General features: G+C 62.5%; 18 protein-coding genes. 3 read left to right on the top strand and 15 right to left on the bottom strand.

From position 1 onward, the window contains the following. Positions 1 to 155: 155 nt before the first annotated feature. The 15 genes from ACLD02_RS01410 to ACLD02_RS01340 all read right to left on the bottom strand — a co-directional run bounded on the left by ACLD02_RS01410 (position 156) and on the right by ACLD02_RS01340 (position 18,167). Positions 156 to 1,790: a fatty acid--CoA ligase gene (locus ACLD02_RS01410; protein ID WP_410297751.1), complete on the bottom strand. Its 1,635-nt coding sequence runs from the start codon at positions 1,788 to 1,790 to the stop codon at positions 156 to 158. Between the two features lie 128 nt (positions 1,791 to 1,918). Then, positions 1,919 to 3,295 (bottom strand): class II fumarate hydratase, encoded by a 1,377-nt coding sequence (locus ACLD02_RS01405; protein WP_203104174.1) that lies wholly within the window; start codon positions 3,293 to 3,295, stop codon positions 1,919 to 1,921. 63 nt (positions 3,296 to 3,358) lie between these two features. After that, a complete protein-coding gene (locus tag ACLD02_RS01400; RefSeq protein WP_203104176.1) occupies positions 3,359 to 4,390 on the bottom strand; it encodes a sensor domain-containing diguanylate cyclase in 1,032 nt (343 codons plus the stop codon). Between the two features lie 133 nt (positions 4,391 to 4,523). Then, a complete protein-coding gene (locus tag ACLD02_RS01395; protein ID WP_410297750.1) occupies positions 4,524 to 5,678 on the bottom strand; it encodes a CDP-glycerol glycerophosphotransferase family protein in 1,155 nt (384 codons plus the stop codon). Between the two features lie 23 nt (positions 5,679 to 5,701). Beyond that, a complete protein-coding gene (gene tagD, locus ACLD02_RS01390) occupies positions 5,702 to 6,109 on the bottom strand; it encodes a glycerol-3-phosphate cytidylyltransferase (protein ID WP_203104180.1) in 408 nt (135 codons plus the stop codon). Next, positions 6,106 to 7,530, bottom strand: a complete 1,425-nt coding sequence (locus tag ACLD02_RS01385; protein WP_410297749.1) for a sugar phosphate nucleotidyltransferase — start codon at positions 7,528 to 7,530, stop codon at positions 6,106 to 6,108. Before ACLD02_RS01385 ends, tagD begins: the two co-directional genes overlap by 4 nt. A gap of 12 nt (positions 7,531 to 7,542) precedes the next feature. Further along, complete coding sequence (locus ACLD02_RS01380) at positions 7,543 to 9,417, bottom strand: WecB/TagA/CpsF family glycosyltransferase (RefSeq protein ID WP_410297748.1); 1,875 nt, start codon at positions 9,415 to 9,417, stop codon at positions 7,543 to 7,545. 285 nt (positions 9,418 to 9,702) lie between these two features. Next, on the bottom strand, positions 9,703 to 10,749 hold the full coding sequence (locus ACLD02_RS01375; RefSeq protein WP_203104187.1) for a glycosyltransferase: 1,047 nt from the start codon (positions 10,747 to 10,749) through the stop codon (positions 9,703 to 9,705). Continuing rightward, positions 10,746 to 12,038, bottom strand: a complete 1,293-nt coding sequence (locus ACLD02_RS01370; RefSeq protein ID WP_410297747.1) for an oligosaccharide flippase family protein — start codon at positions 12,036 to 12,038, stop codon at positions 10,746 to 10,748. The genes ACLD02_RS01375 and ACLD02_RS01370 overlap by 4 nt, the downstream gene beginning before the upstream one ends. A 91-nt stretch (positions 12,039 to 12,129) precedes the next feature. After that, a complete protein-coding gene (locus ACLD02_RS01365) occupies positions 12,130 to 13,422 on the bottom strand; it encodes an O-antigen ligase domain-containing protein (RefSeq protein ID WP_410297746.1) in 1,293 nt (430 codons plus the stop codon). Next, positions 13,377 to 14,792 (bottom strand): hypothetical protein, encoded by a 1,416-nt coding sequence (locus ACLD02_RS01360; protein WP_203104195.1) that lies wholly within the window; start codon positions 14,790 to 14,792, stop codon positions 13,377 to 13,379. The genes ACLD02_RS01365 and ACLD02_RS01360 overlap by 46 nt, the downstream gene beginning before the upstream one ends. 11 nt (positions 14,793 to 14,803) lie before the next feature. Continuing rightward, positions 14,804 to 16,000: a polysaccharide biosynthesis/export family protein gene (locus tag ACLD02_RS01355; RefSeq protein WP_203104198.1), complete on the bottom strand. Its 1,197-nt coding sequence runs from the start codon at positions 15,998 to 16,000 to the stop codon at positions 14,804 to 14,806. A 26-nt stretch (positions 16,001 to 16,026) separates the two neighbouring features. Next, entirely contained in the window at positions 16,027 to 16,368 is a 342-nt protein-coding gene (locus tag ACLD02_RS01350) for an STAS domain-containing protein (RefSeq protein ID WP_410297745.1), read from the bottom strand. A 185-nt stretch (positions 16,369 to 16,553) separates the two neighbouring features. After that, positions 16,554 to 16,895, bottom strand: coding sequence for an ATP-binding protein (locus ACLD02_RS01345; RefSeq protein WP_410297744.1), 342 nt, complete (start codon positions 16,893 to 16,895; stop codon positions 16,554 to 16,556). A gap of 66 nt (positions 16,896 to 16,961) precedes the next feature. Next, positions 16,962 to 18,167, bottom strand: coding sequence for a SpoIIE family protein phosphatase (locus tag ACLD02_RS01340; protein WP_203104205.1), 1,206 nt, complete (start codon positions 18,165 to 18,167; stop codon positions 16,962 to 16,964). Positions 18,168 to 18,359: 192 nt separating this feature from the next. On the opposite strand from ACLD02_RS01340, the gene ACLD02_RS01335 reads away from it, so the two are divergent. Genes ACLD02_RS01335 through ACLD02_RS01325 form a run of 3 tightly spaced genes read left to right on the top strand, consistent with a single transcriptional unit; the run spans position 18,360 to position 24,001 of the window. Then, positions 18,360 to 19,193 carry a phosphate/phosphite/phosphonate ABC transporter substrate-binding protein gene (locus tag ACLD02_RS01335; protein ID WP_203104207.1) on the top strand — a complete coding sequence of 278 codons (834 nt, stop codon included), beginning with the start codon at positions 18,360 to 18,362 and terminating at the stop codon, positions 19,191 to 19,193. A 12-nt stretch (positions 19,194 to 19,205) separates the two neighbouring features. Further along, positions 19,206 to 22,571 carry a PAS domain S-box protein gene (locus ACLD02_RS01330; protein WP_410297743.1) on the top strand — a complete coding sequence of 1,122 codons (3,366 nt, stop codon included), beginning with the start codon at positions 19,206 to 19,208 and terminating at the stop codon, positions 22,569 to 22,571. Between the two features lie 14 nt (positions 22,572 to 22,585). Beyond that, positions 22,586 to 24,001, top strand: coding sequence for a sigma-54-dependent transcriptional regulator (locus ACLD02_RS01325; protein ID WP_203104211.1), 1,416 nt, complete (start codon positions 22,586 to 22,588; stop codon positions 23,999 to 24,001). The last annotated feature ends 5 nt before the right edge of the window (positions 24,002 to 24,006 follow it).

Here is a 24,006-nt window from a genome sequence, read left to right as displayed (position 1 = left end):
CCTGGGCGAAGGGAACACGGAGTGTGAGAATTACAGTAAGCTGACCGACCGATGACCGACCGGTTCCCGAAGGGTACACCGTTTGGCGTCGGGAGGATCGGAATTTCTGAGTGGGAAGGCGGGACGGGGCCGGTGAACACCGGCCCCGGGGACGATCACACCAGTTCGGCGCGCATTTTCTTCTTGTCGAGTTTGCCCACGGAGGTACGCGGCAGTTCGTCCACGAACACCACCCGATCGGGGATGCCATAGCGGCTGATCACGCCCTTGTCGGCGTAGCCCGCCACCAGGTCCTTGATCGCCTGTTCGTCCACTTCGCCGCCCTTGACCACCAGGGCCACCGGGCGCTCGCCCCACTTGGGATCCTCGACACCCACCACCGCGCACTCGGCCACGCCGTCGTGCTGCAGGATCAGGCCTTCCAGATCCAGGGAGGAGACCCACTCGCCGCCGGTCTTGATCACATCCTTGATGCGGTCGGTGATGCGCAGCCAGCCGTCGCCATCGATCACGCCGATGTCACCGGTGTGCATCCAGCCGCCGTGCCAGAGGGTTTTCGAGTTTTCCTCGTCCTTCAGGTAACCCTGGGTCAGCCAGGGGGCGCGCAGCACCAGCTCACCCTGGCTCTTGCCGTCGTGGGGCACGTCATTCATGTCGGTATCGACGATGCGCCACTGCACCATGGGCACCGGCCGGCCGGTGCGGCTGCGGTAATCGGCCTGGGTTTCCGGGTCGGCTTTTTCCAGTTCCGGGGTCAGCAGCGCCACGGAAATCAGCGGGCAGGTCTCGCTCATGCCGTAGCCGGAGTAGATATCGATGCCTCGGGCCAGGGCGGCCTTGGCCAGCGGTCGCGCCAGAGCGGAACCGCCGATGATCACCTTCCAGCCGCTCAGGTCGATACTCTTGGCCGCTTCCGACTGCAGCAGCATCTGGATGATGGTGGGCACGCAGTGGGAAAAGGTGACTTTCTCGGTGAGCAGCAGCTTGAGCAGGCTTTCCGGCACATAGCGGCCCGGGTACACCTGCTTCACGCCCAGCAGGGTGGCCACGTAGGGCACGCCCCAGGCGTGCACGTGGAACATGGGCGTGATCGGCATGTAAACGTCGTCCTGATTGAGCCGGCCATGGCCGGAACCGGACAGCGCCGCGCGACCGGCGAAGGTATGCAGCACCAATTGCCGGTGGGAGAAATACACGCCCTTGGGCAGGCCCGTGGTGCCGGTGGTATAGAAGGTGGTGGCGCGGGTGTTTTCGTCCAGCAGGGGAAAGTCGTAATGGTCCGGTGCCTGCTGAAGCAGGGCCTCGTATTCACCGGCAAGCTCCAGCTGGCTGTCCAGGTTACCGCCCTCGTCATCCAGCAGGATAAAGGTCTTGGCGGTCTCGATGCGGTCCTTGAGCTCTTCCAGCACCGGCAGGAATTCCCGGTTCACCAGAATCACGTCGTCCTCGGCGTGGTTGAGGGTATAGAGAATCTGTTCCGGGCTGAGCCGCACGTTCACGGTGTGCAACACGGCCCCCATCATTGGAATGGCGAAGAAGGCTTCCAGGTAGCGGTTGGTGTCCCAATCCATGACCGCCACGGTGTCGCCCGGCTTGACGCCCTGGGAGGCCAGGGCACCGGCCAGCCGGTGCACGCGCTGTCCCAGTTCACGATAGGTCAGCCGGCGTTGGTCGGCATAGACGATTTCCTGATCCGGGGCGGACCGCACGCCGGATTCCAGGATGCTATGGATCAGCAACGGCGACTCCACCGCCTCGGGGGTGCGATCAATGGTCAGGTCTTTGCTCATGCTTGCTCTCCATCACCAAAAGGTTCCGGTCCGAAAAAGTGGCCGGAAATTGCTATTTATTAGGGGGCGAAAGATTGGCACAGGCCGCCGCCGCCGTCACCCCGGCGGCGTGACCGGTGCGTCGCGGCTTATTCCGGGTCGGGGCCGGTGAGCTTGAGCGGGTCGAGAAGCCGTTTCAGCTCATCATGGCCGAGATCGGTGTGCTCGGCGGCCACGTCGATCACGGCACGACCGGTTGCGAACGCCTCCTTGGCGATGGTGGCCGCTTTTTCGTAGCCAATCACCGGGTTCAGGGCGGTGACCAGAATCGGGTTTCGGCCCACCCCCTCGGCCAGGCGCTCCCGGTTCCAGGTCATGCCCTCGATGGCCTGGTCGGCCAGGTTGCGGCAGCTATTGGCCAGCCATTCGGTCATGTCCAGCAGGTTGGTGGCCACCAGGGGCAGCATCACGTTGAGCTGAAAGTTGCCGCTTTGCGCCGCCACCGTGTTGGCCTGATCCAGACCGATCACCTGGGCCGCCACCATGGTGGCGGATTCGCAGATCACCGGATTGACCTTGCCGGGCATGATTGAGGAACCCGGCTGGGTGGCGGGCAGTTGCAGTTCCCCCAGGCCGTGGATGGGCCCGGAATTCATCCAGCGCAGATCGTTGCCGATCTTCATCAGCACCACCGCCAGGCCGCGTAGGGCGGCGGACAGATTCAGCGGCGCGTCCAGTGCGCTTTGCGCCAGGGCCGGATGGGGCAAGGCGGTGAAAGGCCGGCCGGTGTCATCCGCCAGGGTGGCGGCGAAGCACTCGCCAAAGCGCGGGTGGGCATTGATGCCGGTGCCCACCGCGGTGCCGCCCTGGGGCAGCCCCTGCAGCTCGTCCCGGGCCCGGGCCAGCCGCTCGCTGGCGCCCTGCAACTGCAGCACCCAGGTGCGCAGCTCCTGCTCCACCGTCACCGGCATGGCGTCCATCAGGTGGGTGCGGCCGGTCTTCACCAGCGTCTTGCCCTCGCTGGCGCGCAGGCCCAGGGTGGCGATCAGATGCTCCAGCCCGGGCAGCAGCTGCTCGGTGACCGCCAGCACCGAGGACAGGTGCAGGGCGGTGGGAATGGTGTCGTTGCTGCTCTGGCCCAGGTTGACGTCGTCGTTGGGGTGCACCTCGGCGCCGGCGTCCCGGCACAGGTGGGCGATCACCTCGTTGACGTTCATGTTGGTGCTGGTGCCGGAGCCGGTCTGGAATACGTCCACCGGGAACTGATCCAGATGATGGCCCTCCAGCAGCTCGTTGCAGGCGCCGACAATGGCGGCGCGTTTGTGCTCGTCAAGCTGGTCCAGATCGGCGTTGGTCTGGGCGGCGCAGCGCTTCACGCGCACCACCGCCTGAATGAAGCGGGCCGGCAGACGCCGACCGCTGATTGGAAAGTTATTCACCGCCCGCTGTGTCTGCGCGCCCCAGCGCGCCTCCACCGGTACTTCGATCTCGCCCAGGGAATCCTTCTCTACCCGTGTTTCGCTCATCACCGTCTCCTTGCGGGAAAGTGTCGCCTCAGTATCGGTAAGGCCCCGCCGGACGTCCAGAGTTCAACCGCTCGCCACCACCTGGTTACGACCCTGCTGTTTGGCGATATAGAGGCGCTGGTCGGCGGCTTCCACCAGCTCGTCGATGGTGTCGCCGTCGGTGCCCCATTCCGCCACGCCGATACTGCACGACAGCGGGATCACCAGCCGGCCACCCCGGTAAGGCTGGCACTCGATAAGCTCACGCAGGGTTTCCGCCACCACCACCGCCTCCTTGCGATCCGTGTCGGGCAGCAGCACCGTGAATTCCTCGCCGCCCACCCGGCACGGTAAATCGGTGGCACGCAAGCGCTCGCGCAGCCGCTGGGCAACGTGAATCAGCACCAGGTCGCCGACCTTATGGCCGTGGGTATCGTTGACCGCCTTGAAATGGTCAAGATCAAGCACCAACACGCTCAGTGGCGAGTCCAGCCGCAGCGCCCGGCGTTTCTCATGCTCGAAGGCCTCCCGGAAGCGGTACAGATTGGCCAGCCGGGTGAGCGGGTCGGTGGACGCCATCACCATCAGGTCGGACCGGGAACGATGGCTGCTGAGTTCGTAGATGTAGGCGAACGCCAGGGTCACCGCCAGGGACAAGGTGATGTTGGCGATCTCCGCGAACTGGCCACGGTACAGATAGTCCGGGTTTTTGTGCAGAAACAGGAACAGCGCCACCAGGATATAAAACACCGACACCGCCAGCCCCAGCCGCTGGCCCAGCAACAGATGGCAAAGCACCGGCACGATGTACACCCACAAAAACACCGTGGGAGAGGAACCCGGTATGTAGAGAGCGACCATCATGATGGTCAGGAAGGGGATCAGATAGAGCAGGGTCCAGAGCAACAGGCGCCGGGTGCGCCGCGCCACCACGTACAGTGCCAGGGAAGCCACCGCCGCCCCCAGCTCCATATAGGCAAGCACCATCACGCCCCGGCGGCTGTTGATCACGAAGAACAACACACCGCACAGCGCGGTAATGATCAATAGCGCCTTGAGCAATGCCCGACGCTGCGACTCACCATTGTGGTCGCCGCCCCAACGTGTCGCAGCCATGGTATACACCGATTTATTCTGTATTTCCCCTTGGGAACGGAGGGCTGAGCAGCCCGCCGGCGCCCCCCAAGTGGCGCCCCGTAGTAATAGCAGATTGATTGCACCGCGACCACCACCGCGCCCAAACCGCGCACTACCATCCCAACTGGCGGTCAATCACTTCGAACGCCCGGGGCAACCCGGGTTGCCAGAACTGATTGCGCTGGGCGGCCCGCCCGGTGCGGTTCTGATTGCGATCAAAGCAATAGCCGCGTTGCAGCTCCGCCAACAGCGTCTCGAAGTCGCCCACCACCCGCCCGGCGGCCGGCAGATCCCGGCTGTAGGCATACGCTTTCCGGCAGTCGCTGGCGTACCAGGCATGATCGAATCGGTAGAACAGCACCGGCACGTCGAACAGCAAACCATCGATGTACAACGATGAATAATCGGTGATTACCAGGGCCAGGTCCGGCAGCAGGTCATAGATGTCTTCCCGGTGACTGATATCGACAATGAACGGATATTTCGCCAGATCCCTCGCCATTTCCCGTTCATTGGGGTGCAGCCTTAGCAGCAGCACGCTGTCATTCTCGACCAGCCAATCGGACAACCGTGGCCAATCCAGAGCCTCCAGGTAGGGGTTGCCATTGGCGCCGTCCCGCCAGGACGGCGCATAGAGAATCCGGCGGCGTCCATTGCAGAAAGCCGGCAGCGGCGGGTTGGCGGCCATCTCCGGGCTGTCGGCGAAGTCGGTGCGCGGGTAGCCGCCAATCCGTACCCGATGCTCCGGTAGACGGAACGCGGAGCGGAAACAATCCGCCACCCGGAAGCTGGGAGCCAGCATCAGGTCCGGTTTCAGATAGAGCTGGTGATAGCGCCAGGCGCGCATCCCCGGATGGGTTCGGCGATAACGATCCGCCAGGGGACCATTTGAGATGTCGAATTCGATCTCCTTGAGCGGCGAACCATGCCAGAGGTTGACCAGAAAAGCCCCTCGGCACAGCCACTGGTTAATGTCGCCCACGTAACTGCTGTAGCAGTAAACACCGGCGGTAAGCGCGTGCCAGCGGCCGCGCCAGGAACCGCGATGGTAGGCTTCATGGCCTTCCTGATTGAGCCGCTCCACCAGATAATCATCGCCGCTGATCCAGATCGCTCGCACCCGGGGAGCACCGCTGTAATGCAGGAACAGGTACTTGCTGTTGTCAGTGAACAGATCGCGATAGCAGCCGAACACCGCTTTGTGGGATTGCCGGGGCACCCACCCGCTGATGAAGTAGATCAGTTTGCCAAGTATGTTCCGCCACATAGTCGGTTCCTCTTGAACAGGGTTCAGCCATGCTCCACGGGCAGTGCGCCCGCGAGACTGGATTTGATGCTGGTGGTGGAAACGGTCTCCGTGCGCGGCAAATAAAGCACCCGGCAATGGACGCCAAGGTGATCGAAATGCCCGCGCCAGTCGTCGCCCATGGCGAAGATATCCACGCCGTACTTGAGAATGTCGTCCGCCTTTTGATCCCAGTGCCGTTCCGGAATCACCTGATCCACATATCGACAGGCGCGCACCATCTCCACCCGTTGCTGATAGCTGAAGAACGCCGCCTTGCCCTTGCGCGCGTTGAAGGCGTCGGTGGATACGCCGACGATCAGCCGGTCGCCCTTCCCCGCCAGCCGGGCAAACAGCCGCACATGGCCAAAGTGGAACAGGTCAAAGGTGCCGTAGGTAAGAATCGTGGTCATGAGGGTTCTCCCGGAATCGCGCTGCTGGCGGTCAAGGTCGTATCGTCGGCTTGGGGACGGCGGCGCGCCTGACGACGCCAGCGCCACAGCATGGCCAGTTGGCGCAGCGGGCTCAGAGTGCGGAAGTGGCGCTGGACGATGTCCACCTCCTCGTCCGACGCGCCGCTGTGCAGCCACAGTTGCACCGGACCCCAGACCCCCAGGGAACCGGCCTCCTCGATGCCTCGGGACGGATCCGCGCCGAACAGGCGCAGGTCGCCACGCACCACCAGAACCAGCAGCGGCAGCAACGCCAAACCACGGTTCCCGCCGCCCAGCACCCAGCCCATCCGGTGCTGGCCGCCATTGCTGAACAGGCGCCGCTTTTCCGGGCGCCACGCGCCACCGGTCACCAGCAACAGCGGTGAAAGCAGCAGCGTCAGGGTCAGACCGATCAGGGCCACCGTTCTTTCCAGGGGCGGTGTTTTCTCCGCCGGCCGGGTCGTGGCGACGCGGCTGTCACCCAGCAGATCCCGGTCGGACACCTGAATCCAGCCACCGGTGGCCGGGTCCAGCAGCAGATCGCCGCAAACGATCTTGCCTTCCAGGGCCAGGCCTGGCCCCAGGTAGGTGTGCGGCATCACCAGGGCATCCTGGATACGGCAGGCGCGGTCGACCACCGCTCCGGTGCCGATCACCACCACCCCCTGAAGCAGGCAGCTTTTGTCCAGAGTGCAATGCTCACCGATCACGCCGCCGCCGGCTTGCGGCGCCAGAGCCGGCAACCGGCAGTGGCTGCCGGTGAAGAACACCGCCTCGGCGCTGGGGCGCGCCGCCCCCCGCGGGGAAAGCCCCGGCACCGCATGGCTGGCCACCAGCAGATTGGCATCGAGCAGGTCGCGCCAGGTTTCCAGGGTATTGCAATCGCCCGGCAGCAACTCGATCACCCTGCCCCGGGTATCCGCCGGCGTTATCAGCGGCCATTCCAGCTCCCCCAGCCGCTCACTGATGGGTCTTAGAATGGCGATGCCGGCGTTGCGACGGCCCAGCAAGGGCTGCAGCACCTCGCCGTCCAGAGACGTGGCCATCACCATCAGGTTCTTCAGGTTCGGGCTGCGCAGCACGTCGCCGCGCACGAACAGGCACGGCGTGCTCGGGTCCAGGCCCAGGCGGGGCACCACGGCGGTGACGCTCTCCTCCACCTTGCTCAGGTGATACTCCACGCGCAGGCCCCATTTCTCCCCGGCGCCCACCAGCGCCTCGATCTCGCGGGCCTGGTTGGACACCACCAGCCTCACTCGGGACACCCCGGCTTGCGCCAGATCGTCCAGGGTGTATTCAATCACCGCGCGGTTGGCGATGGGCAGCAGGGCCGGGCAGTAGCGCCGGTCCAGGGGGCTCAGCTCCCAGCCGCTGCGATTGGCGAAGACAATGGCTTCCATGATGTCGATTCCTCAGTAGGCGCCGCGGGCGAGAAGCACCGCCGGCACGGTTTTCACCAGCAGCATCACATCGGTCCAGAACCCCTGGTCATGGATGTATTCCATGTCCAGATGAACCTGTTGCTGAAAGGGAATGTCGGAGCGTCCGGAGACCTGCCAGATGCAGGTGATACCGGGCCGGGCGGCCAAGCGCTGACGGTGATCCAGGGAGTACTGATCCACCTCCTGGGGCAAGGCGGGCCGCGGGCCCACCAGGGCCATGTCGCCTTTCAGCACATTCCACAACTGCGGCAACTCATCGATGGAGGCCTTGCGGATCAATCGCCCCACCCGGGTGATGCGCGGGTCACGCTTCATCTTGAACAGCACGCCGCCCTGCATTTCGTTGACGGCGCGCAGCTCCGCCAGGCGCTGCTCCGCATCGGTGTACATGGAACGCAGCTTCCACATGTTGAACGGACGACCGTCCTTGCCCACCCGACATTGTTTGAAGAACACCGGGCCCGGCGATTCCAGACGGATCGCGGTCACCACCATCAACAACAGCGGTGACAGCATCAGGATCGCCAACGCGCTGACCAGAATATCCAGGGAACGTTTGGCGGCACGCACCAGGCGCAAACGGCGGCGGTGGCGGGAACAACCACGACGACCGGCACGCACCGGCGGGTGCCACGGCGCCGCGTCACCGCCCGGGCGCCGGCCACCGGCACGACCAGCGGCACGACGTTCCCGCCAGGCGCGCCACAAAAACAGGGGGTTGCCAATCAGATAGCGCCGCCACAGACGCGCCGGCTCCTGGCTCAGACGCCATACCCACTCCATGCCGATCTGACGAACCCACAGCGGCGCGCGGCTGACCCGGCCGGAATAGAAATCCATCAGGCCACCGACGCCCATGCAGACACGCGGCCTGAGGTGGTCCTGGTATTTTTCGATCCAGGCTTCCTGGACTGGCGCGCCCATGGACACCAGCAACACGGCGGCGCCGCTGTGGTTGATGTCATCAATCACCTCCATGGCGTCGATGGCATCGAAATAGCCGTGATGAAAACCACTGATAATCAGGTTCGGAAAGCGCTCCCGCATCCGGCGAGCCGCTTCCTCGGCGACACCGTCACGGCCACCCAGCAGATAGACGCCCAGCCCCTTCTCCGCCAGCCGCTCGCACAAGCGGGGAAACATGTCGGTACCATTGAGGTTGTCGCGCACCCCCTGCCCGGTCATGGCGGCCCCCAGGCGCACGCCAATACCATCGGCGAACACCGCCTCGCAGCCGGCCAGGGTGTCCCGGTAGGAACGGTTGCGATAGGCGATATTGAGGCAATCCGCGTTCACGAACGCATAGCGGCGGGTCTCGCCACCCCACTGCGCCTGGCTGCACAGCGCCTCCAGCATGGTCTTCATGGTCATGTTGCGGATACGCACGCCAAACAGCCGGATTTCATCGCCGCGAACGGCAGGCTGGCGCGGCACCAGCAACAGGCACAACAGGGCCCGGGCCAACGCCGGCAGATAGAGGCGCACACTGCCCTGGCAGGCCAACGCCACCGCTTGCGAATCCTCGAAACCCAGACCCATGCGTTGCTGCAACCGGGACACCGACAGCAGACCCGGCATCGCCGGGTAGACCACCGGCACGCCCAGGGCGAACTGGATATCGATCCCCAGCAGGCACACTTGCCCGCGCAGCACGTTCAGCAGAAACGGATAGCTCCGCCAGGGCCCGGCCCCGGCAAGCTGGCGCTGGGTAACGACGGCACCGGTGCCGGCGACGATGTGAACCGCCTCGAAAACCGCCAGGCCCCGTGACCGGCGCCAGACCACGGCGACCAGCAGCAACGGCAAGCCGGCCATCAACAAGACCACCGAGGCGATCAGGTCCACGGCCCGTACGCCTGCGGCGATTTGGGGGCGGCTATGGAGTGAGTGTGTAAAAGCCATGGAACCTCTCCTGAATTGTTCTTTTCACAGCTCTTACTGCATACCTCGGGCCAACTTTTAACTTGTTGATTTAATTGGTTTTTATTATTAAATCCGGCCACCGTGTGCAAATTGCTTCGCGCTCTGCGGCGCGCTCATCCAAAATCTCCATCGGCTTGTCTTTTCTCGATAAAAAAAGGGCCTCGCAAGGAGGCCCAAAGAGAGACTGCCATCAACAGTCCAGCGCGTTTACAGTAAGGAAGAATGCACCCCCTCGCGGCTAATCCGGCGGCGCTGCAGCCAGCCGATAACGGCCTGCCCTACCCGCTCGCAATAGCCATAGAGTGACGCCGGCAAACAGCGCTGCAGGAAAGCGGCCACGGCGGTGGCCGAAGTGCGCGCGGTTTCTTCCTTCAGAATGGAGGGATCGGCGGCCACGGCGCGTTTTAGAAAACGCGCGGCGGCAACGCCATCGTTCAAACGGATGGCCTGGCGGGCCAGGTAACGCAATTGATAAGCCCGGGCACGGCGACCGTGTTCAGCGACCAGATCCGGCGCGTACCGCTCCGCCTTCTCGATCATTTTTTCCCAGCTGGCGAGCTGCTGATCCAGCTTGGCGGACAACCCCCCCTCATTGAGCCGGTAGAAGGTCAACGGTTCCGGAATGCCCTCGATCTGCCAAAAAGTGGTGGCGGCGATCCGCAGCCAGCATTCGATATCCTCGGACTGCCGGAATGCCTCGTCGAAATAGCAGGACACCGGCTCACCGCAACGCTCACCCACGAAACGGATCGCCTCCAGGGTCTCCCGCCGCAGCACCGGCGCCGAGCCGTTGCCAATCGGATTGCGGCATAACAGATGGGCGGCGTCGATGTCGGACAGCTTCGGCATCTGATAGCAGCGGATCGGCGCTCCTTTGGAATCCATGAAACTGGAGCGCGAGAAGCTCAGACCGATTTCCGGGTCCACCGCGAAATGCTGAACATGTCGCATCAGTTTATCGCCATGCCAGATGTCGTCGGAATCCAGGAACGCCAGAAAATCCCCGCGCGCATGGTTGATACCGGTATTACGAGCGGCCGCCAGCCCCCGGTTAACATCGTGGTTGACGATACGAATGCGCCAATCATGGAAGCCCTGGCAAATCGCCAGGCTGCCATCGGTGGCGCAATCGTTGACGATGATCAGCTCAAAATCCGGAAACGATTGACGCAATACGGATTGAATCGCCTCGGCCACGAACGCTTCCACGTTATAGACCGGCATAATGACGGAAACGGTGGGAATGGGAATCATGATGCATCTCCAGGGGGTAAGGCATTACCCTTCATGATCGCGGCCGGGAGGCCGCACCTTGACCAGGCGTAGAACGCCATCACCGGCATGCCCACCAGATGACACGCCAGTACGGCGGCGGCCACCTCGACAAGCCCCCAGCGACCGGCCATGGCGATGGCCGCGGTCAACAACAGGGTAAAGACAAGATTCATAATCAGATTGGCGGTGCTCAAACCGTTGGCCAGCAGCAACTGACCAGCGGCCTCACCCATCGGGCGCACCAGGGCGGACAGGCACAGGCAGAGGAAAATCGGCAGCGCTCCGGCATCGATCCATTGCTGGCCGTAGACCAGCGGCAGATACCACGGCGCCAGCGCGCACTGCAGCAAAATCAGCGGCCAGGTCACCAGGGCCATGGTGGACAGCCCGCCCAGAAACTGAGCCCGCCCGGATGCCCGGCCACGGGCGGTGCCGCTGAGCCGGGCATAGAAGGCGATGCCAAAACTCTGGATCAAGCCCAGGCTGATACCGAGGGCGGTGTTATAGGCGAAGAAGTAAATGCCCACCGCCTGGATGCCAAGGAAGTAGCCGATCAACAAGGTATCGATGCTGAAGCGCAGGGCCACCGCGGAATCGGCCAGACCGGTTTCGATGCCGCGACGCGCCAGGGGCTGCGTACCGACGCGGGCGGATGGCCGCGGCGGGCGCACGGCGGCACGGTGCACCGCCGCCCATACCAGGGTGGAGGCCAGTTTCGGCACGATAATGGCCCAGATGCCCAGGCCCAGCAGTGCCAGCACGGTGGTCAGGATACCGTCGGCGATGGTCTGCCAGAGCACCGCCCGTCCCAGCACCCGCATGTCGTTGCGCCGCTGGTTCAGGGCGGCGTGCAACATACCCAGGGGTTGCAGCAGGTAAGCGCTGGCCATCAGCACCATGGGCCCGATCAGGGTGTTGTCCTGGTAATAGAACGCAAGTGGCAAACTGGCCAGGCTCATTAAAAGGAAAGCCGCCTGGCAGGCACGCGCGTTGATCCCGCGCGCGCGGTTCATATGAGCACCCAGTTCCTCATCGTCCATGGGAATCAGGGTGACGCTGGTAATACGGCGGATCAGGGTGGCGAGCAGTTCAAACGTGGTAAGGATAAGAGCGGCCTGACCGAACACCTCCGGGGTAAGCAGGCGCGCAAGCGCCACGCTGGCCCCCAGACGTACGCAACGTCCCAGAATTTGCGCGCTGCCCAACCACATCATGCCGCGCAGCAGCGCGGTGGATTCAAATTGTCGGGCCAGGGTGATCGGTTTCATGGTGCTCTTCGTCCGAGTGGATAACGAGCCTCTTTATCCATTTTCCATGCCAGTTTTTTTTTCTCTTAACCCTTTGTTTTTATTGATAAAATTATATGGCCTGCGGTTGTCTCCTATTTTGCATCGCAAAAGCCCCGGCGCGACTTTCAATATGAGCGCGGCCGAGCAGAATCAGGCCCGGCCAGAACAGGTAGGCGAGAATCTCCAGGTTTTCTCCCAGGGTGTAGAACAGCAGCAGACAGAGAATGGACACCCCAAGACGGGCGGAGGGAAGCCGGGCCACCCACGGCAACAGCGCGCCCAGGCTGACCAGGAACGCGGCCATCAACGCCAGCGCCCCCACCAGGCCTTTCACGAACAGCAGCCCATACCAGGTGTGATGGGAACCAATCGGCATGTACTCCACCATGTGCGGGCCCCGTTCCACGATGCCATGGCCCCACCAGATCGCTTCGTTCCACCAGCGCTCGATGGCGATGTCCGCCAACGCTTCACGGACGCGGGTGGAATCGGCCCGCGCCGACTTGATGGCCTCCACGCCATCCAGCACTTTTTCCACGATGCTGCCGCCCAGGAATCCGGCCAGCAGCAACACCGGCGTGGCCAGAAAGTAAGTGCCCGGGTGGCGGTAATAACGGAATACCCAGCGCAGGCCATACAGGCCGATGCAGCACAGCATCGCCAGCCGGGACTTGGAGATCACGATCATCAACAGGCTGCCGGCGATGCCCCAGCGTCGCCAACGGGTGTCCTGTTCCTCCAGCGCGCACAGGAAATAGAGATTGCCGAGCATGCCCAGGGCCGGCGCCCAGGGGGTGAACAGACGCCAGCGCGGCGCGCCGCTGCCTGGATCGAGTTCGTACAGGCTGACACTGAAGAACTCCGGGCCAGGCCCGCCCACCAGCTTCAGCGGCGACACATAAAGCGTGGTCGGCAACGACAACACCCAGGCGGCCACGAACAGCGGAAAGAACAACACCGTGTAACGGCACACCACGCAGGCGGCGCGGTAAATCACCGCCGGTCGTATTTCCAACCGCGCCACCAGCGGAAACAGCGCCAGCAGCGCCCAGCCCTTGGCCCAGCCGATGGAAGACTTGATCAACTTGCCCAGGCCCAGGCCCATGTCCAGGTGACCGATCACCAGGCTAAGCAGCATCACGCCCATGGCGGCGGCCCAGGCCAGTAGGGGCAGCGGCAGTTGTTCCGCCGGCCCCCGGGCCTCGCCGAGCTGCCGGGAGAGCAGGCGCACGAACAACACCCAGCCAATCACCGGCGCCACCAGGTAAACCGCGCCCAGTACCCAGAACCCATAGGTGCCGACGATGGCGAACCAGACTATTTTCTCGTCAGCAGTTTGCTCAAAATCGGTTTTCTTACCCATAACAGGCCCAGCCCGATCAGTACGCTCAGCGACGCCGCGGCGCCGCCCACCAGAATCAACAGGGAACCGACGCGGTCCGGCGACGACGGCAACGACGGCTTGGCAAGAATCTGCAGCAGCGGATAGGCGGAATAAATGTCCGCCTTGCCCACGTCCATGCGTGCCACCGCCGAGGTAAAAACGGCGCTGGCCAGCTGGTGTTCACGGTTCAGTTCCGCCAGCTTGGCCGCATCCTGTTTGCTTTCTTCCAGGCGCTTTTCCCAGATTCGGAGTTCTTCGTCCAAGGAGCGCAGTTCCTCGCGCAGGCCTTCCGCGTCGCTGGCCAGGCTGATCAGCTGCTGCATCAGTTGCGCGCGGCCATCCACATCGTCCGCGGACAACATTCTCATCAGCCGCGTGCCGCAGTTATCGATCAGCACCAGGCAGCGTTCGGTCATCGCCCCGCGCACCTGCTCCTGCTCCTGACGCAGTGCGATCAGGCGCGGGTGACGGTCGCCGAGCATGCCGCCCAGCCGGATCGCTTCCGCGTGCAGAGTGGTATCGTTGACCAGCAACTCCTGATACAGCTGATCGTTCTTCAACTTCAGCACATCGCCGGCCTGGGAAGCGGTCAGACCCAGGTATTCAATCAGCTTGCGCTCGCGGGCCTCGATGCCCTGTAGCTGGCTGACGCTGCCAATCCGCTTCTGACGCAGCCGTTCGCTGCTGATCGCCAGCTCCTTGAACTGGTCGAGAGACACCAGGCCGCGCTCGGATTGATAAGCGACGATATTGCGCTGGCTCTGCCCGACCTTGGTGGCGAAGCCGTCCAGTCCTTTCCGCACGCCTTCTTCGCGCATACGGATTTCATCCTCGCGAAGTTCGTCGAGGGTGGACTGAAGGCTGTGATAAAGCGCCCAGGCCTTGGCCCGGGCGTCCTCCGCGGTGAGCGCCTGGGAGGAAAACACCATCAGGCCGGTTTGCGTCGGCAACTTCAGTTTGGGTTGCCCGAACGCCGCGCTGGTTTGCTCCAGCGACGCGGCCGCCGCCGCGATCACCACATCACTCATGACGATCGCTTTGTAATTTTCCCGGGGATCAATCGCCGAGCTGGCGTACGGCGAATTGGTGGAAGCACTGGCCTGCCCCAGGCTGTCCAGACTGACCTGGGCACCGGAGCCGGCGCCGGGCAGGATCAGCGTCCAGTGGCTGATGTACTTGTCCGGCTTCACGGTGAGCAGCACGCCCGCCACGGTCCAGATCAGCGCCAGCATCAGCAGCGCGATGCGCAGGTAGAGCTTGAAACGGTCGCGCAGGCTCAGGTCGCTACCTTCCACCACCAGCTCGCGTACCCATCCGAATTTGCCGATTTGATCCATCCACTGGTTCATGGCCCGATCCTCTACAACAAGCCGAGCAGGTGCACCGGCAGCACCATGTCGGTCAGGGTGCGAGCCAGCTCGCGCAGATTGGTGACACCGGAGTCATAGCAGGTGAGGCTGTCACCGGGCAGGATCACCGGATTGACCTCCGGCTTGCGGGCCCGGGCCAACAGGGTATCCACCGACCGTTCGACGATATCCACCTGGCCATTGAGCGGGTTCTCGGTGACCAGCATCACACGCCGGCTGGCATTGGAAACCTGGGCACCGCCCACGCAGTTGGCGGCCATGGCCGCGGCCAGCAACCGGGTACCGTAGGGCAACCGGGTGCTTTCCGAATTCACCGAGGACTCGCTGTTGCTGTCCGCCGGTTGCGTCAGGTTGGAAATAAAGACCCGCACCCCGGGCGTGGTGAGCTGAGAGGGCCGTGCCAGATCCTCATCGAAGATGCGACGGCTGGGCACGTGGATGCGGTCGCCGTCCTGCAAGAGCAACCGGGGCACCACGCCGCCGTCCATCACCGCGCTCAGATCCAGGGCGGTCTGGTGCTCGCCGCGACGTACCATGATGCGGGTCAGATCGGCGTCCGGCCTGACCCCGCCGCTGGAGCGCATCGCCGCCGCCAGGGTACGCTGGCCGCCGCGATCGCCGCTTTCCAGGTTGCCCAGGTCATCGGGAAGGCGTTCACCATGGTTGATAGTGTGCTGGCCGGGCTCGAACACCGCCCCGGAAACGGTGATGTCGATGGGCGCCCAGCTCAACGGCGTGACGCTGATGAAGATCGCCCCTTCGAGCATCAACTGTTGTTCCACCAGGGCATCGGCGATGCGCTGTTTAACGGCGCCGAGCCGCTGCCCCGCCGCCGCGATCGGCGGCAGATAGTCGAGATAAAGATGGCCGCTGGCATCGATTTCCACCTCGCCACTGAATTCCTCGCCATTGAGCACCTTCACGGCCAGCCGGTCGCCGTTGGACAGCACCGGATCACCCACGCCGCCCATCTCCCAGGCCGGCGTGGCCGGTCCGACCGGGACGGCTTGCACCGGTTCCGGGGCCGATACCAGACCCCGGTCGCGGGCGTAGGCGTCATCATCGGCGAAGTAGTGGCAGCGCTTGCCGTCGGGTAGCACGTCACAGGTGGACGAGGGCCGCATCGCCGGCGTGGTGCAGGCCGAAAGACACAGCGTGGAAACGATCAGAAAGCCAAAGGTCTTCATGGTTTTCCCCGGCATGGGCGGCCTGGTCAGGACATCACGCACTGTTCGATGGCGGACTTTTCATCGGCGTAGATATCGAAAAGCTGGTTAAGACTGGTCAGCTCGATCAGCGCCCGTACACCGTCGTTCGGTGACACCAGCACCACCCGCCCACCCTGCTCGCGGGCTTTCTTGTGCAGGCTGACCAGAATGGAAAGCCCGCTGGAATCCATGTAACGCACACCGGAAAGATCGACGATGATGTTCTCCACGCCGTCATCCATGTGCCGCAACAGTGCTGCCCGGTAGGTGGGGGTCTGTGACATCAGAACTTCGCTGGGAAGGCGGACGACCAGGGCGTTGGATTCGACGATATGTTGTTGTTGCATGACGTGCTCCTCGTTTTAGTTGTGACATTTGTCACACTTAGTTTCCTAAAGCACGAAGTGGGCCAACTTTTTTTACGTTAAGAAACAATGAGTTACACGAAAATCGAAGGAATGGGCAAACCGCCACGCGGGTTTTGCGTAGCGAATTGCAAAGCGGGAGGAATATTAGGAGGGAGGAGAGACGGTCAGGCGAAAATCAGTTCCATGCGCAGGCGGCTGCCTTGCTCGCACACCACATGGCTCACCGCGTTCATCCAGTTATGGATGATCCACAAACCACGACCACGCTGGTCCAGGGCACCCGGCTGCTGAATCGGCCAGGTGAAGTCCGACACATGGGAAGGGTCGGTCAGCTCCAGGCTCACCTTACCCGCCTCGCAGCACACGGTGAGGGTTATGTCCTTGAGCGCCACCTCCGTGTGGCAGACTACGTTGGCCACCGCCTCCACCATGCAGGTAACCACCTTGAAGCGAGCCAGTTCCGGCACGCCGTTGGCTTCCAGATACCGTTCCAGGGCTCTGACCACGCCGTGATTCCTCCACAGCATTTCCGACAATCGCAAATGAAAGGGCTGCATGGCTCATTTACTCCGCTAGAACGCCTCGGGGGCGCATAACATAAGAAGGGAAACGTCATCCTGGAGGCTGTAGTCCTGCCAGGTAAGGATGCTTTCAAAAAGCTGCTCCAACGCCATCTCGGGTGCCGACCACCCGGTTTGCATCAAGGTCCCGGTAATATTGGTCACGCCAAACCGGCCCCGGGTGGCGTGATTGCCTTCATAGGTTCCGTCGGTGACCAACAGCAGGCGGTCGCCCGGCTCCAGACGAAGGTGGTGGTCCTGATAGGTGAACTCCGGCTCGATCCCCAAGGGCAGGCCACCCTCCAGATCAAGCTGCTTACAGCCGTCAGAACGCCACAGCAACGGGCGGGGATGAGCGGCGTTGGCGATTACCAGATCGCCGCTTCGACAATCGATCCGCCCCACCTGCACGGTGGCGAACTGCCCGCCCTGGCCTGGATCGGTGAACTGACGATTGACCACGGAAAGAATTTCAGAGGGCGCTTGTTTGCGCCAATCCACATGGGCCGGTCCCAGGCGCAGCCCCAACGCAAAAGCCTGCAAGGCGGCGGCGGTGCCGTGCCCGGAAATATCGGCGATGAAGAACCCCAGATGGTTCTCATCCACCGGAAACACGTTGAACAGATCGCCGGCCAGATGACTGGCGCTGGCGAAGTGGTGAAGGCCGGACCAGCCCTGGTGACGGAATCCCTTGGCGGGCAGCAGCGCCCGTTGCAGGCTGGCGGCGTTCTGCAGATCCTCAAGCAATTGATTGCGCAGGTTGTATTCACTACGCAGGCTTTCGCGCAAGGCATCGTACTGGGTGCGCAGTCGCCGGTTCAGGCAGACCTGACGGCGGGCGGCCAGCAGGCGCACCTTGAGCACCGCCGGCAAGAACGGCTTGCCCAGGTAGTCGTCGGCCCCGGATTCAATGCCTTGGATCAGATTCGCCGTATCACTGTTGGCGGTCAGCATCAGCACATAGGGCGGCCTCTCCTTTTGCTTGAGCAGGCGGCAGAGATCAAGGCCGGACATGCCCGGCATGCGCCAATCACTGACCACGATGTCAGGCTGGCAGTCGTCGAACCAGGCCAGGGCCTGTTCGCCGTCACGGCACTCGGTGACCTGAAAACCCTGCTGATTAAGCAGTTCGGACAGATAGAAACGCTCGCTGTCGGTATCTTCAACCAACAGCAATTTAAGCGGTTCACTGGCGCAGGCGGAATCGTCGATCAACATCGAAGCAGCTCTATTCCCGTTGATGTTGCCGGTCGATAAGCGATTAGTGTGCCAAAACTGTTTTTCTTTTAAATACAATAAGTTATGAATATAAAAGACGGGGACAACGAATTTTACGAGGCGACTTTTGCAAATTGCGAAGCTTTCTACCATATTGCCTGAAAGGAACCGATCCGCGCGGAATAGAATAATATGAACCACCGTCCCTTGATGCTGCTTCTGCTCGTCATTCTGGCCGGTTCCGCCGAGGCGGAATCCGACCGGCCGATTCTGATCTTCGGCATCGTGCCCCAGCAAACCCCCAGCGTACTGGCCCGCAGCTGGTACCCTCTGTTGACCTATCTTTCCGAGCGGCTGCCTTTCGACCTGCGCTTCGCCACCGCCCCGAGCATCCCGGAATTCGAGCGGCGCCTGTCCCAGGGGCGTTACGACGTGGCCTATATGAACCCCTATCACTACGTGCACTTCCATGAAAAACCCGGCTACCAGGCGCTGGCCCGGGAACGGGATAAAAGACTTTCCGGGATCATCGTGGTGCGTCATGACTCGCCCATTCAGCGCCTCCAGCAGCTGGACGACGCCTCCCTGGCATTGCCCGCTCCCGCCGCCTTCGCCGCCAGCCTGCTGCCCCGCGCCCTGCTACCCCAGCAGGGCATCCATCCGAGGGTGGATTACGTAAATTCCCATGATTCCGTGTATCTGGCGGTAAGCCGTGGTCTGTTCGATGCCGGAGGCGGCGTCAAGCGGACCTTGAACAACCAACCCGCGGCAATCCGCGAACAGTTGCGAATACTCTGGCAGACACCGGGATTCACCCCCCACGCCTTCGCCTACCACCCCCGTGTGCCGGAAGCGTCCCGCCAGGCCCTGCTGAAAGCCCTGGTGGACCTGCACGACCAGAAGGAAGGCCACGACCTGCTCGACACCCTGGGCTTTCACGCGCTGATCGCGGCGAATGATTCGGACTGGGACGATGTCCGCGCTCTGAAACTGGAAACGCTCTCGGAGATACACACCGGGCTCTAACGGGGGAAAGGGATGTCGTTTCGCCTGAAGACCATTCTGGGTATCGCCCTGATTGAAGGGCTGTTGCTGATGATACTTCTGTACACCAGCATCAATTATCTTCGCGCCTCCAACGAAGAACAGATCATCAACCGCGCCACTACCGCCGCCGAACTGCTGGCGGCCACCGCCCAGGACGCGGTACTCAGCACCGATATCTCGGCGCTGGAAGAAATCACCGAGCACGTCATGGAACAACCGGGCGTGGTGTTCGTGGAAATCTACGGCAACGACACCGTTCTGGTGGGCCGTGGCGAGTTGGAGTCCCACGACGACCCGGCTTCACTGGCACGCAAACAGTGGGTTTCCGTGGAAACACCGATCGAACAGAACGGCTACCGGTTCGGCAAGGTGGAACTGGGCATCGACACCCGCTCACTGACCGCCTTCGTGCGTGAAGCCTTCACCAATATCCTGCTGATCGCCGCCCTGGAGATTCTTCTGGTGGCGTTGTTTTCCTTTCTTCTCGGCCATTTTCTCAGCCGCAATCTTCTTCATCTTCGCGACGCCAGCGCGCGTATGCTGGCCGGCGATCTTGATGTGGAAATCCCGGTTCGCGGCAGCGACGAAATCGCGCAAACCGCCAAGGCCTTTAACGCCATGGCGTCGCGAATCGCGATTCGGAACCGGCTGATGGAGAAAGCCAACCAGCGTCTTAAAGCGATTCTGGAAACCGCCACCGACGGCTATTTGCTGGTGGATGAACAAGGTGTGGTACGCGACGTGAACGCGGCGCTTTGCCAACTGCATGGTTACGCCCGGGAGAACCTGATCGGTTACCCACTGTCGCGGCTGATCGATTTGCAGGCCGATCAGGGCGAAGCACTGATGGCGGTGTTCGATCCGGACAGCCCCCGACCCTCCCGGCGCCGCCATTTCGACCTGTCGGCGCGCCGGGCCAATGGCGAGAATTTCTCCGTACGATTGCATCTCCAACCCATGCAGGGCGAGGACAAGGGGCTGTTCCTCGGCCTGGTGGAAGACCTTACCGAAGCGCGCAAGAAGGAACTGGAACGCCGCCGGTCCGAGCTGCTGCTGGTTTCCACCTTGAACGCCAGCCCCGATGGTTTCGTGGCCATCGGCCCGGACAGCCGCATTCAGGAGTTCAATCACTCCGCTACCCGAATGTTCGGGTTCTCCCGCGAGCAGGCCATCGGCGCCCGGCTGGAGGATTTGATTATCCCGGAGCGATTTCGCAAGGCGCACCGGGAAGGCCTGGCCCGCTATCTCGAAACCGGTGAAGGCCCGGTACTCAATCGGCAAGTGGAGTTGAACGCGACCCGGGTGGACGGCTCCGAGATGCCCGTGGAGCTGACGGTGATCCCGATCAAGCTCGAAAACGAGATTCTGTTCGCCGCCTTCCTGCGTGACATCACCGAACGGCGCCAACGGGAAAGTGAGCTTCATCAGGCCAAGGAACAGGCGGAGGAAGGCAGCAAGGCAAAATCCCGCTTCCTGGCCACCATGAGCCACGAGATCCGCTCGCCCCTGAACGCTGTGCTGGGCAGCGTGACACTGCTGCAATCCTCGGAACTGGCACCAGAGCAGCAACTTTACGCCGCCACCGCTCAGGAGGCCGGGTCCGCCCTGCTCTCCACCATCAACGATATTCTCGATTTCTCCAAGATCGAAGCCGGGCAGATGGTTCTTGAAGCACGCAGCTTCGAGCCGGATAAACTGGTGGCCCAGGTGCTGCAGACCCTGGCCCCACGAGCCCAGGAGCAGGGCCTGCATCTGGCCAGTTTCGTGGATCGTAACGTCCCTCAGTTTCTGGTCGGTGATGATCAGCGTCTGCGCCAGGTGATTCATAACCTGGTGGACAACGCCATCAAGTTTTCCCAACGAGGCTGCGTATCGGTTTCCCTGTGGGTCAAGCAGGACCAGAGCGAGCGCGTACGCCTTCATTGTCGTGTGGAGGATCAGGGCATTGGTATCGATTCCAAAGCCCAGGGCAGCCTGTTTCAGGAATTCAGTCAGGTACATGACAGCACCACGACACGATACAAAGGCACTGGCCTGGGGCTGGCGATTTGCTCCGAACTGGTGACCATGATGGACGGCGAGCTCAACGTGAGCAGCACCCCTGATGTCGGTACCGCCTTCACTTTCCACGTCGCTCTGCAAACCGCCGAGGAAGAAAACAACCATTTCTGGCATCTGCCCGACCATCCCAGGGTAATGCTGCTGCATCCGGACCCGGTGCTCACCGGATTGGTGGATAAGCAGTATCAACAGTACGGCATCGAATGCCTGACGTTGAATCGGAGCGACCAGTTGGACGCCGCCCTCGCGGGCTGCGAACCTTTCCTTGTGATGCTCATCGACGACTCCTTTCTGCGCGCCATCAGCGCCGAACGGATCGAGCACCTGCGACGGCAATATCTATTGCCCGGCGGACGTATCGTTGCCTTGATGGCCGGCATCCGCGGCGATATCTCCAGCCAGCTTGAAACCCTGGGGATCGGCCAGCTCGCCAATAAGCCATTGAGCCGCGCCATGCTGCTCAACCTGGTGGCCAACCAGATGCAGAGCCGTGATCTGGAACCCTGGCAAGGAACCGGCCAGAACCGGCTGCGTGACAAACAGCTTCTTCTTGCCGAGGACAGCCCCGCCAACCAACTGGTGGCTCAAGCGCTCCTCGGCCGGGAAGGCGCCTTCATTGATGTGGCCAACAATGGCCAGGAGGCGCTGGAGATGGCGTGCGCCAAGGATTACGACCTGATTCTGATGGATATCCGCATGCCGATCATGGACGGTCTGCAAGCCACTCGCGCGATTCTGGAGCGCAAACCCGGAGCACGCATCCTCGCCATGACCGCCAATGTGTTCAAGGAAGAACGGCAAGCCTGCTACGACGCCGGCATGCTGGATGTGATCGCCAAGCCCATCAACCAGGAAGCTCTTTTCCAGACATTGATGCATTGGTTGCCCGGTGCCTCTCCGGTAACGCCGGCCGAGAACCCCGGCGAAGCCGTCAGCGCATCGTCGGACGAGCCGGTGGTGGACGATAAGGTGCTCGAGGAGCTGCTCGCCACCCTGGGAGAACAAAGCGTTCGTCGCATGATCGAGGTCTTCCTCAAGGAAACCGAAACGCGCCTGGCGACCATGCAACGGCAATTTCAGGAGACCGATTATGAGGGCCTTGCCGGAGAGGCCCATACGCTGAAGAGCAGTTCCGGTTCGTTCGCCGCTCGTCGCCTGTTTGCGTACGCCACGGAAATCGAGCAGCATGCAAAGGCCCGGGACGAAATGGTTTTGACCCGTTTGATGACGGAACTCACGCACTGCGGAACGGAAACCGATGCGGCCCTGGCGGCACGGTTCTCGATACCGAACTGAAAGGAGAGGGGACGATGCCATTCAGTGTATTGCTGGTCGAGGACAGCCCCTCCCTGAGCGCGCTTTACAGCGAATACCTGCGCGCCGAGGGGGGTGACGTCACACACGTTCAGGCTGGCAACGCCGCCCTCGAGGAGCTGCAAAATGCTTCCTTCGATCTTTTCATTCTGGATATTCAGCTGCCGGATGTATCCGGCCTGGAAGTACTGGCCAAAATTCAGGAACAGGACCCGGCCAGCGTGGTGATCATGATTACCGCCCACGGCTCCATCGACGTGGCGGTGGAGGCCATGCGCAACGGCGCCTTCGATTTTATCGTCAAACCCTTCGACGCCAAGCGTCTCGGCGTCACCGTTCGCAACGCCATCAAACAGCGACGCCTGCAGGCATTGGTGGACAATTACGAACGCAGTCTTCCCAAGCCCGATTTTCACGGTTTCATCGGCGATTCGCTGGCGATGCAGGCGGTCTACCGCACCATTGAAAGCGTGGCCAGCAGCAAGGCATCCATCTTTATCGTTGGTGAAAGCGGCACCGGCAAGGAAGTCTGCGCCGGCGCCATCCACCAGGCAGGCAAGCGCGCCGGTGGCCCGTTCGTGGCTCTGAATTGCGCGTCGATTCCCCGTGATCTGATGGAAAGCGAGATCTTCGGCCACGTCAAAGGCGCCTTCACCGGCGCCACCGCCAACCGCCAGGGTGCCGCCGCCCGGGCCGACGGTGGCACCCTGTTTCTCGATGAAATCTGTGAGATGGAGCTGGAGCTGCAAAGCAAGCTGCTGCGTTTCATTCAGACCGGCGTCTATACGCCGGTGGGCGGCAGCCGGGAGGAAAAAGCCGACATCCGTTTCATCAGTGCCACCAACCGTGACCCCTGGGCGGAAGTCCAGGCCGGCCGCTTCCGCGAGGATTTGTTCTACCGGTTGCACGTCATCCCGCTGGAACTGCCCCCCCTGCGACAGCGAGGTCGCGATGTGGTGCTGATCGCCCAGGCCCTGCTCAAGCAATACGCCGAGGAAGAAGAGAAAAACTTCCGCGGCCTGTCCGAGGACTGCGCCCAGGCCCTGCTGGCCTACCCCTGGCCGGGTAATGTCCGGCAGCTGCAGAATGTGGTGCGCCAGATCGTGGTACTCAACAATGGCGAAGTGCTCACCCGCGCCCAGCTACCGGAACTGATTACCCAGTCCGCCCGCGCCGATCGCACAGCCGCGCCTTCGCGCCCCACGGCACCGGTGACACCGGCGGACACGATGTCGCCGACCAGCGGAGAGGAGCCCGGCATTCGCCCGCTTTGGCAGGAAGAGAAGGACATCATCGAGAAGGCCGTGGTGGCCTGCGACGGCAATGTGCCCAAAGCCGCCGCCTTGCTGGGAATCAGCGCCTCCACCATTTACCGCAAGCGCCAGGCTTGGGAAGAGGGTGAGACCGGGTAACAGCG

Origin of the sequence: Alloalcanivorax sp. C16-2, assembly GCF_046507615.1 — a bacterium.
Lineage (GTDB): Bacteria > Pseudomonadota > Gammaproteobacteria > Pseudomonadales > Alcanivoracaceae > Alloalcanivorax > Alloalcanivorax marinus_A.
This window is presented reverse-complemented; position numbering and strand designations above follow the sequence as displayed.

Excerpts from the sequence above, each read along its gene's own strand:
- ACLD02_RS01410 (WP_410297751.1), bottom strand. The coding sequence starts at position 1,790 with ATGAGCAAAGACCTGACCATTGATCGCACCCCCGAGGCGGTGGAGTCG.
- ACLD02_RS01405 (WP_203104174.1), bottom strand. The coding sequence starts at position 3,295 with ATGAGCGAAACACGGGTAGAGAAGGATTCCCTGGGCGAGATCGAAGTA.
- ACLD02_RS01400 (WP_203104176.1), bottom strand. The coding sequence starts at position 4,390 with ATGGCTGCGACACGTTGGGGCGGCGACCACAATGGTGAGTCGCAGCGT.
- ACLD02_RS01395 (WP_410297750.1), bottom strand. The coding sequence starts at position 5,678 with ATGTGGCGGAACATACTTGGCAAACTGATCTACTTCATCAGCGGGTGG.
- tagD (WP_203104180.1), bottom strand. The coding sequence starts at position 6,109 with ATGACCACGATTCTTACCTACGGCACCTTTGACCTGTTCCACTTTGGC.
- ACLD02_RS01385 (WP_410297749.1), bottom strand. The coding sequence starts at position 7,530 with ATGGAAGCCATTGTCTTCGCCAATCGCAGCGGCTGGGAGCTGAGCCCC.
- ACLD02_RS01375 (WP_203104187.1), bottom strand. The coding sequence starts at position 10,749 with ATGATTCCCATTCCCACCGTTTCCGTCATTATGCCGGTCTATAACGTG.
- ACLD02_RS01370 (WP_410297747.1), bottom strand. The coding sequence starts at position 12,038 with ATGAAACCGATCACCCTGGCCCGACAATTTGAATCCACCGCGCTGCTG.
- ACLD02_RS01365 (WP_410297746.1), bottom strand. The coding sequence starts at position 13,422 with ATGGGTAAGAAAACCGATTTTGAGCAAACTGCTGACGAGAAAATAGTC.
- ACLD02_RS01360 (WP_203104195.1), bottom strand. The coding sequence starts at position 14,792 with ATGAACCAGTGGATGGATCAAATCGGCAAATTCGGATGGGTACGCGAG.
- ACLD02_RS01355 (WP_203104198.1), bottom strand. The coding sequence starts at position 16,000 with ATGAAGACCTTTGGCTTTCTGATCGTTTCCACGCTGTGTCTTTCGGCC.
- ACLD02_RS01350 (WP_410297745.1), bottom strand. The coding sequence starts at position 16,368 with ATGCAACAACAACATATCGTCGAATCCAACGCCCTGGTCGTCCGCCTT.
- ACLD02_RS01340 (WP_203104205.1), bottom strand. The coding sequence starts at position 18,167 with ATGTTGATCGACGATTCCGCCTGCGCCAGTGAACCGCTTAAATTGCTG.
- ACLD02_RS01335 (WP_203104207.1), top strand. The coding sequence starts at position 18,360 with ATGAACCACCGTCCCTTGATGCTGCTTCTGCTCGTCATTCTGGCCGGT.
- ACLD02_RS01330 (WP_410297743.1), top strand. The coding sequence starts at position 19,206 with ATGTCGTTTCGCCTGAAGACCATTCTGGGTATCGCCCTGATTGAAGGG.
- ACLD02_RS01325 (WP_203104211.1), top strand. The coding sequence starts at position 22,586 with ATGCCATTCAGTGTATTGCTGGTCGAGGACAGCCCCTCCCTGAGCGCG.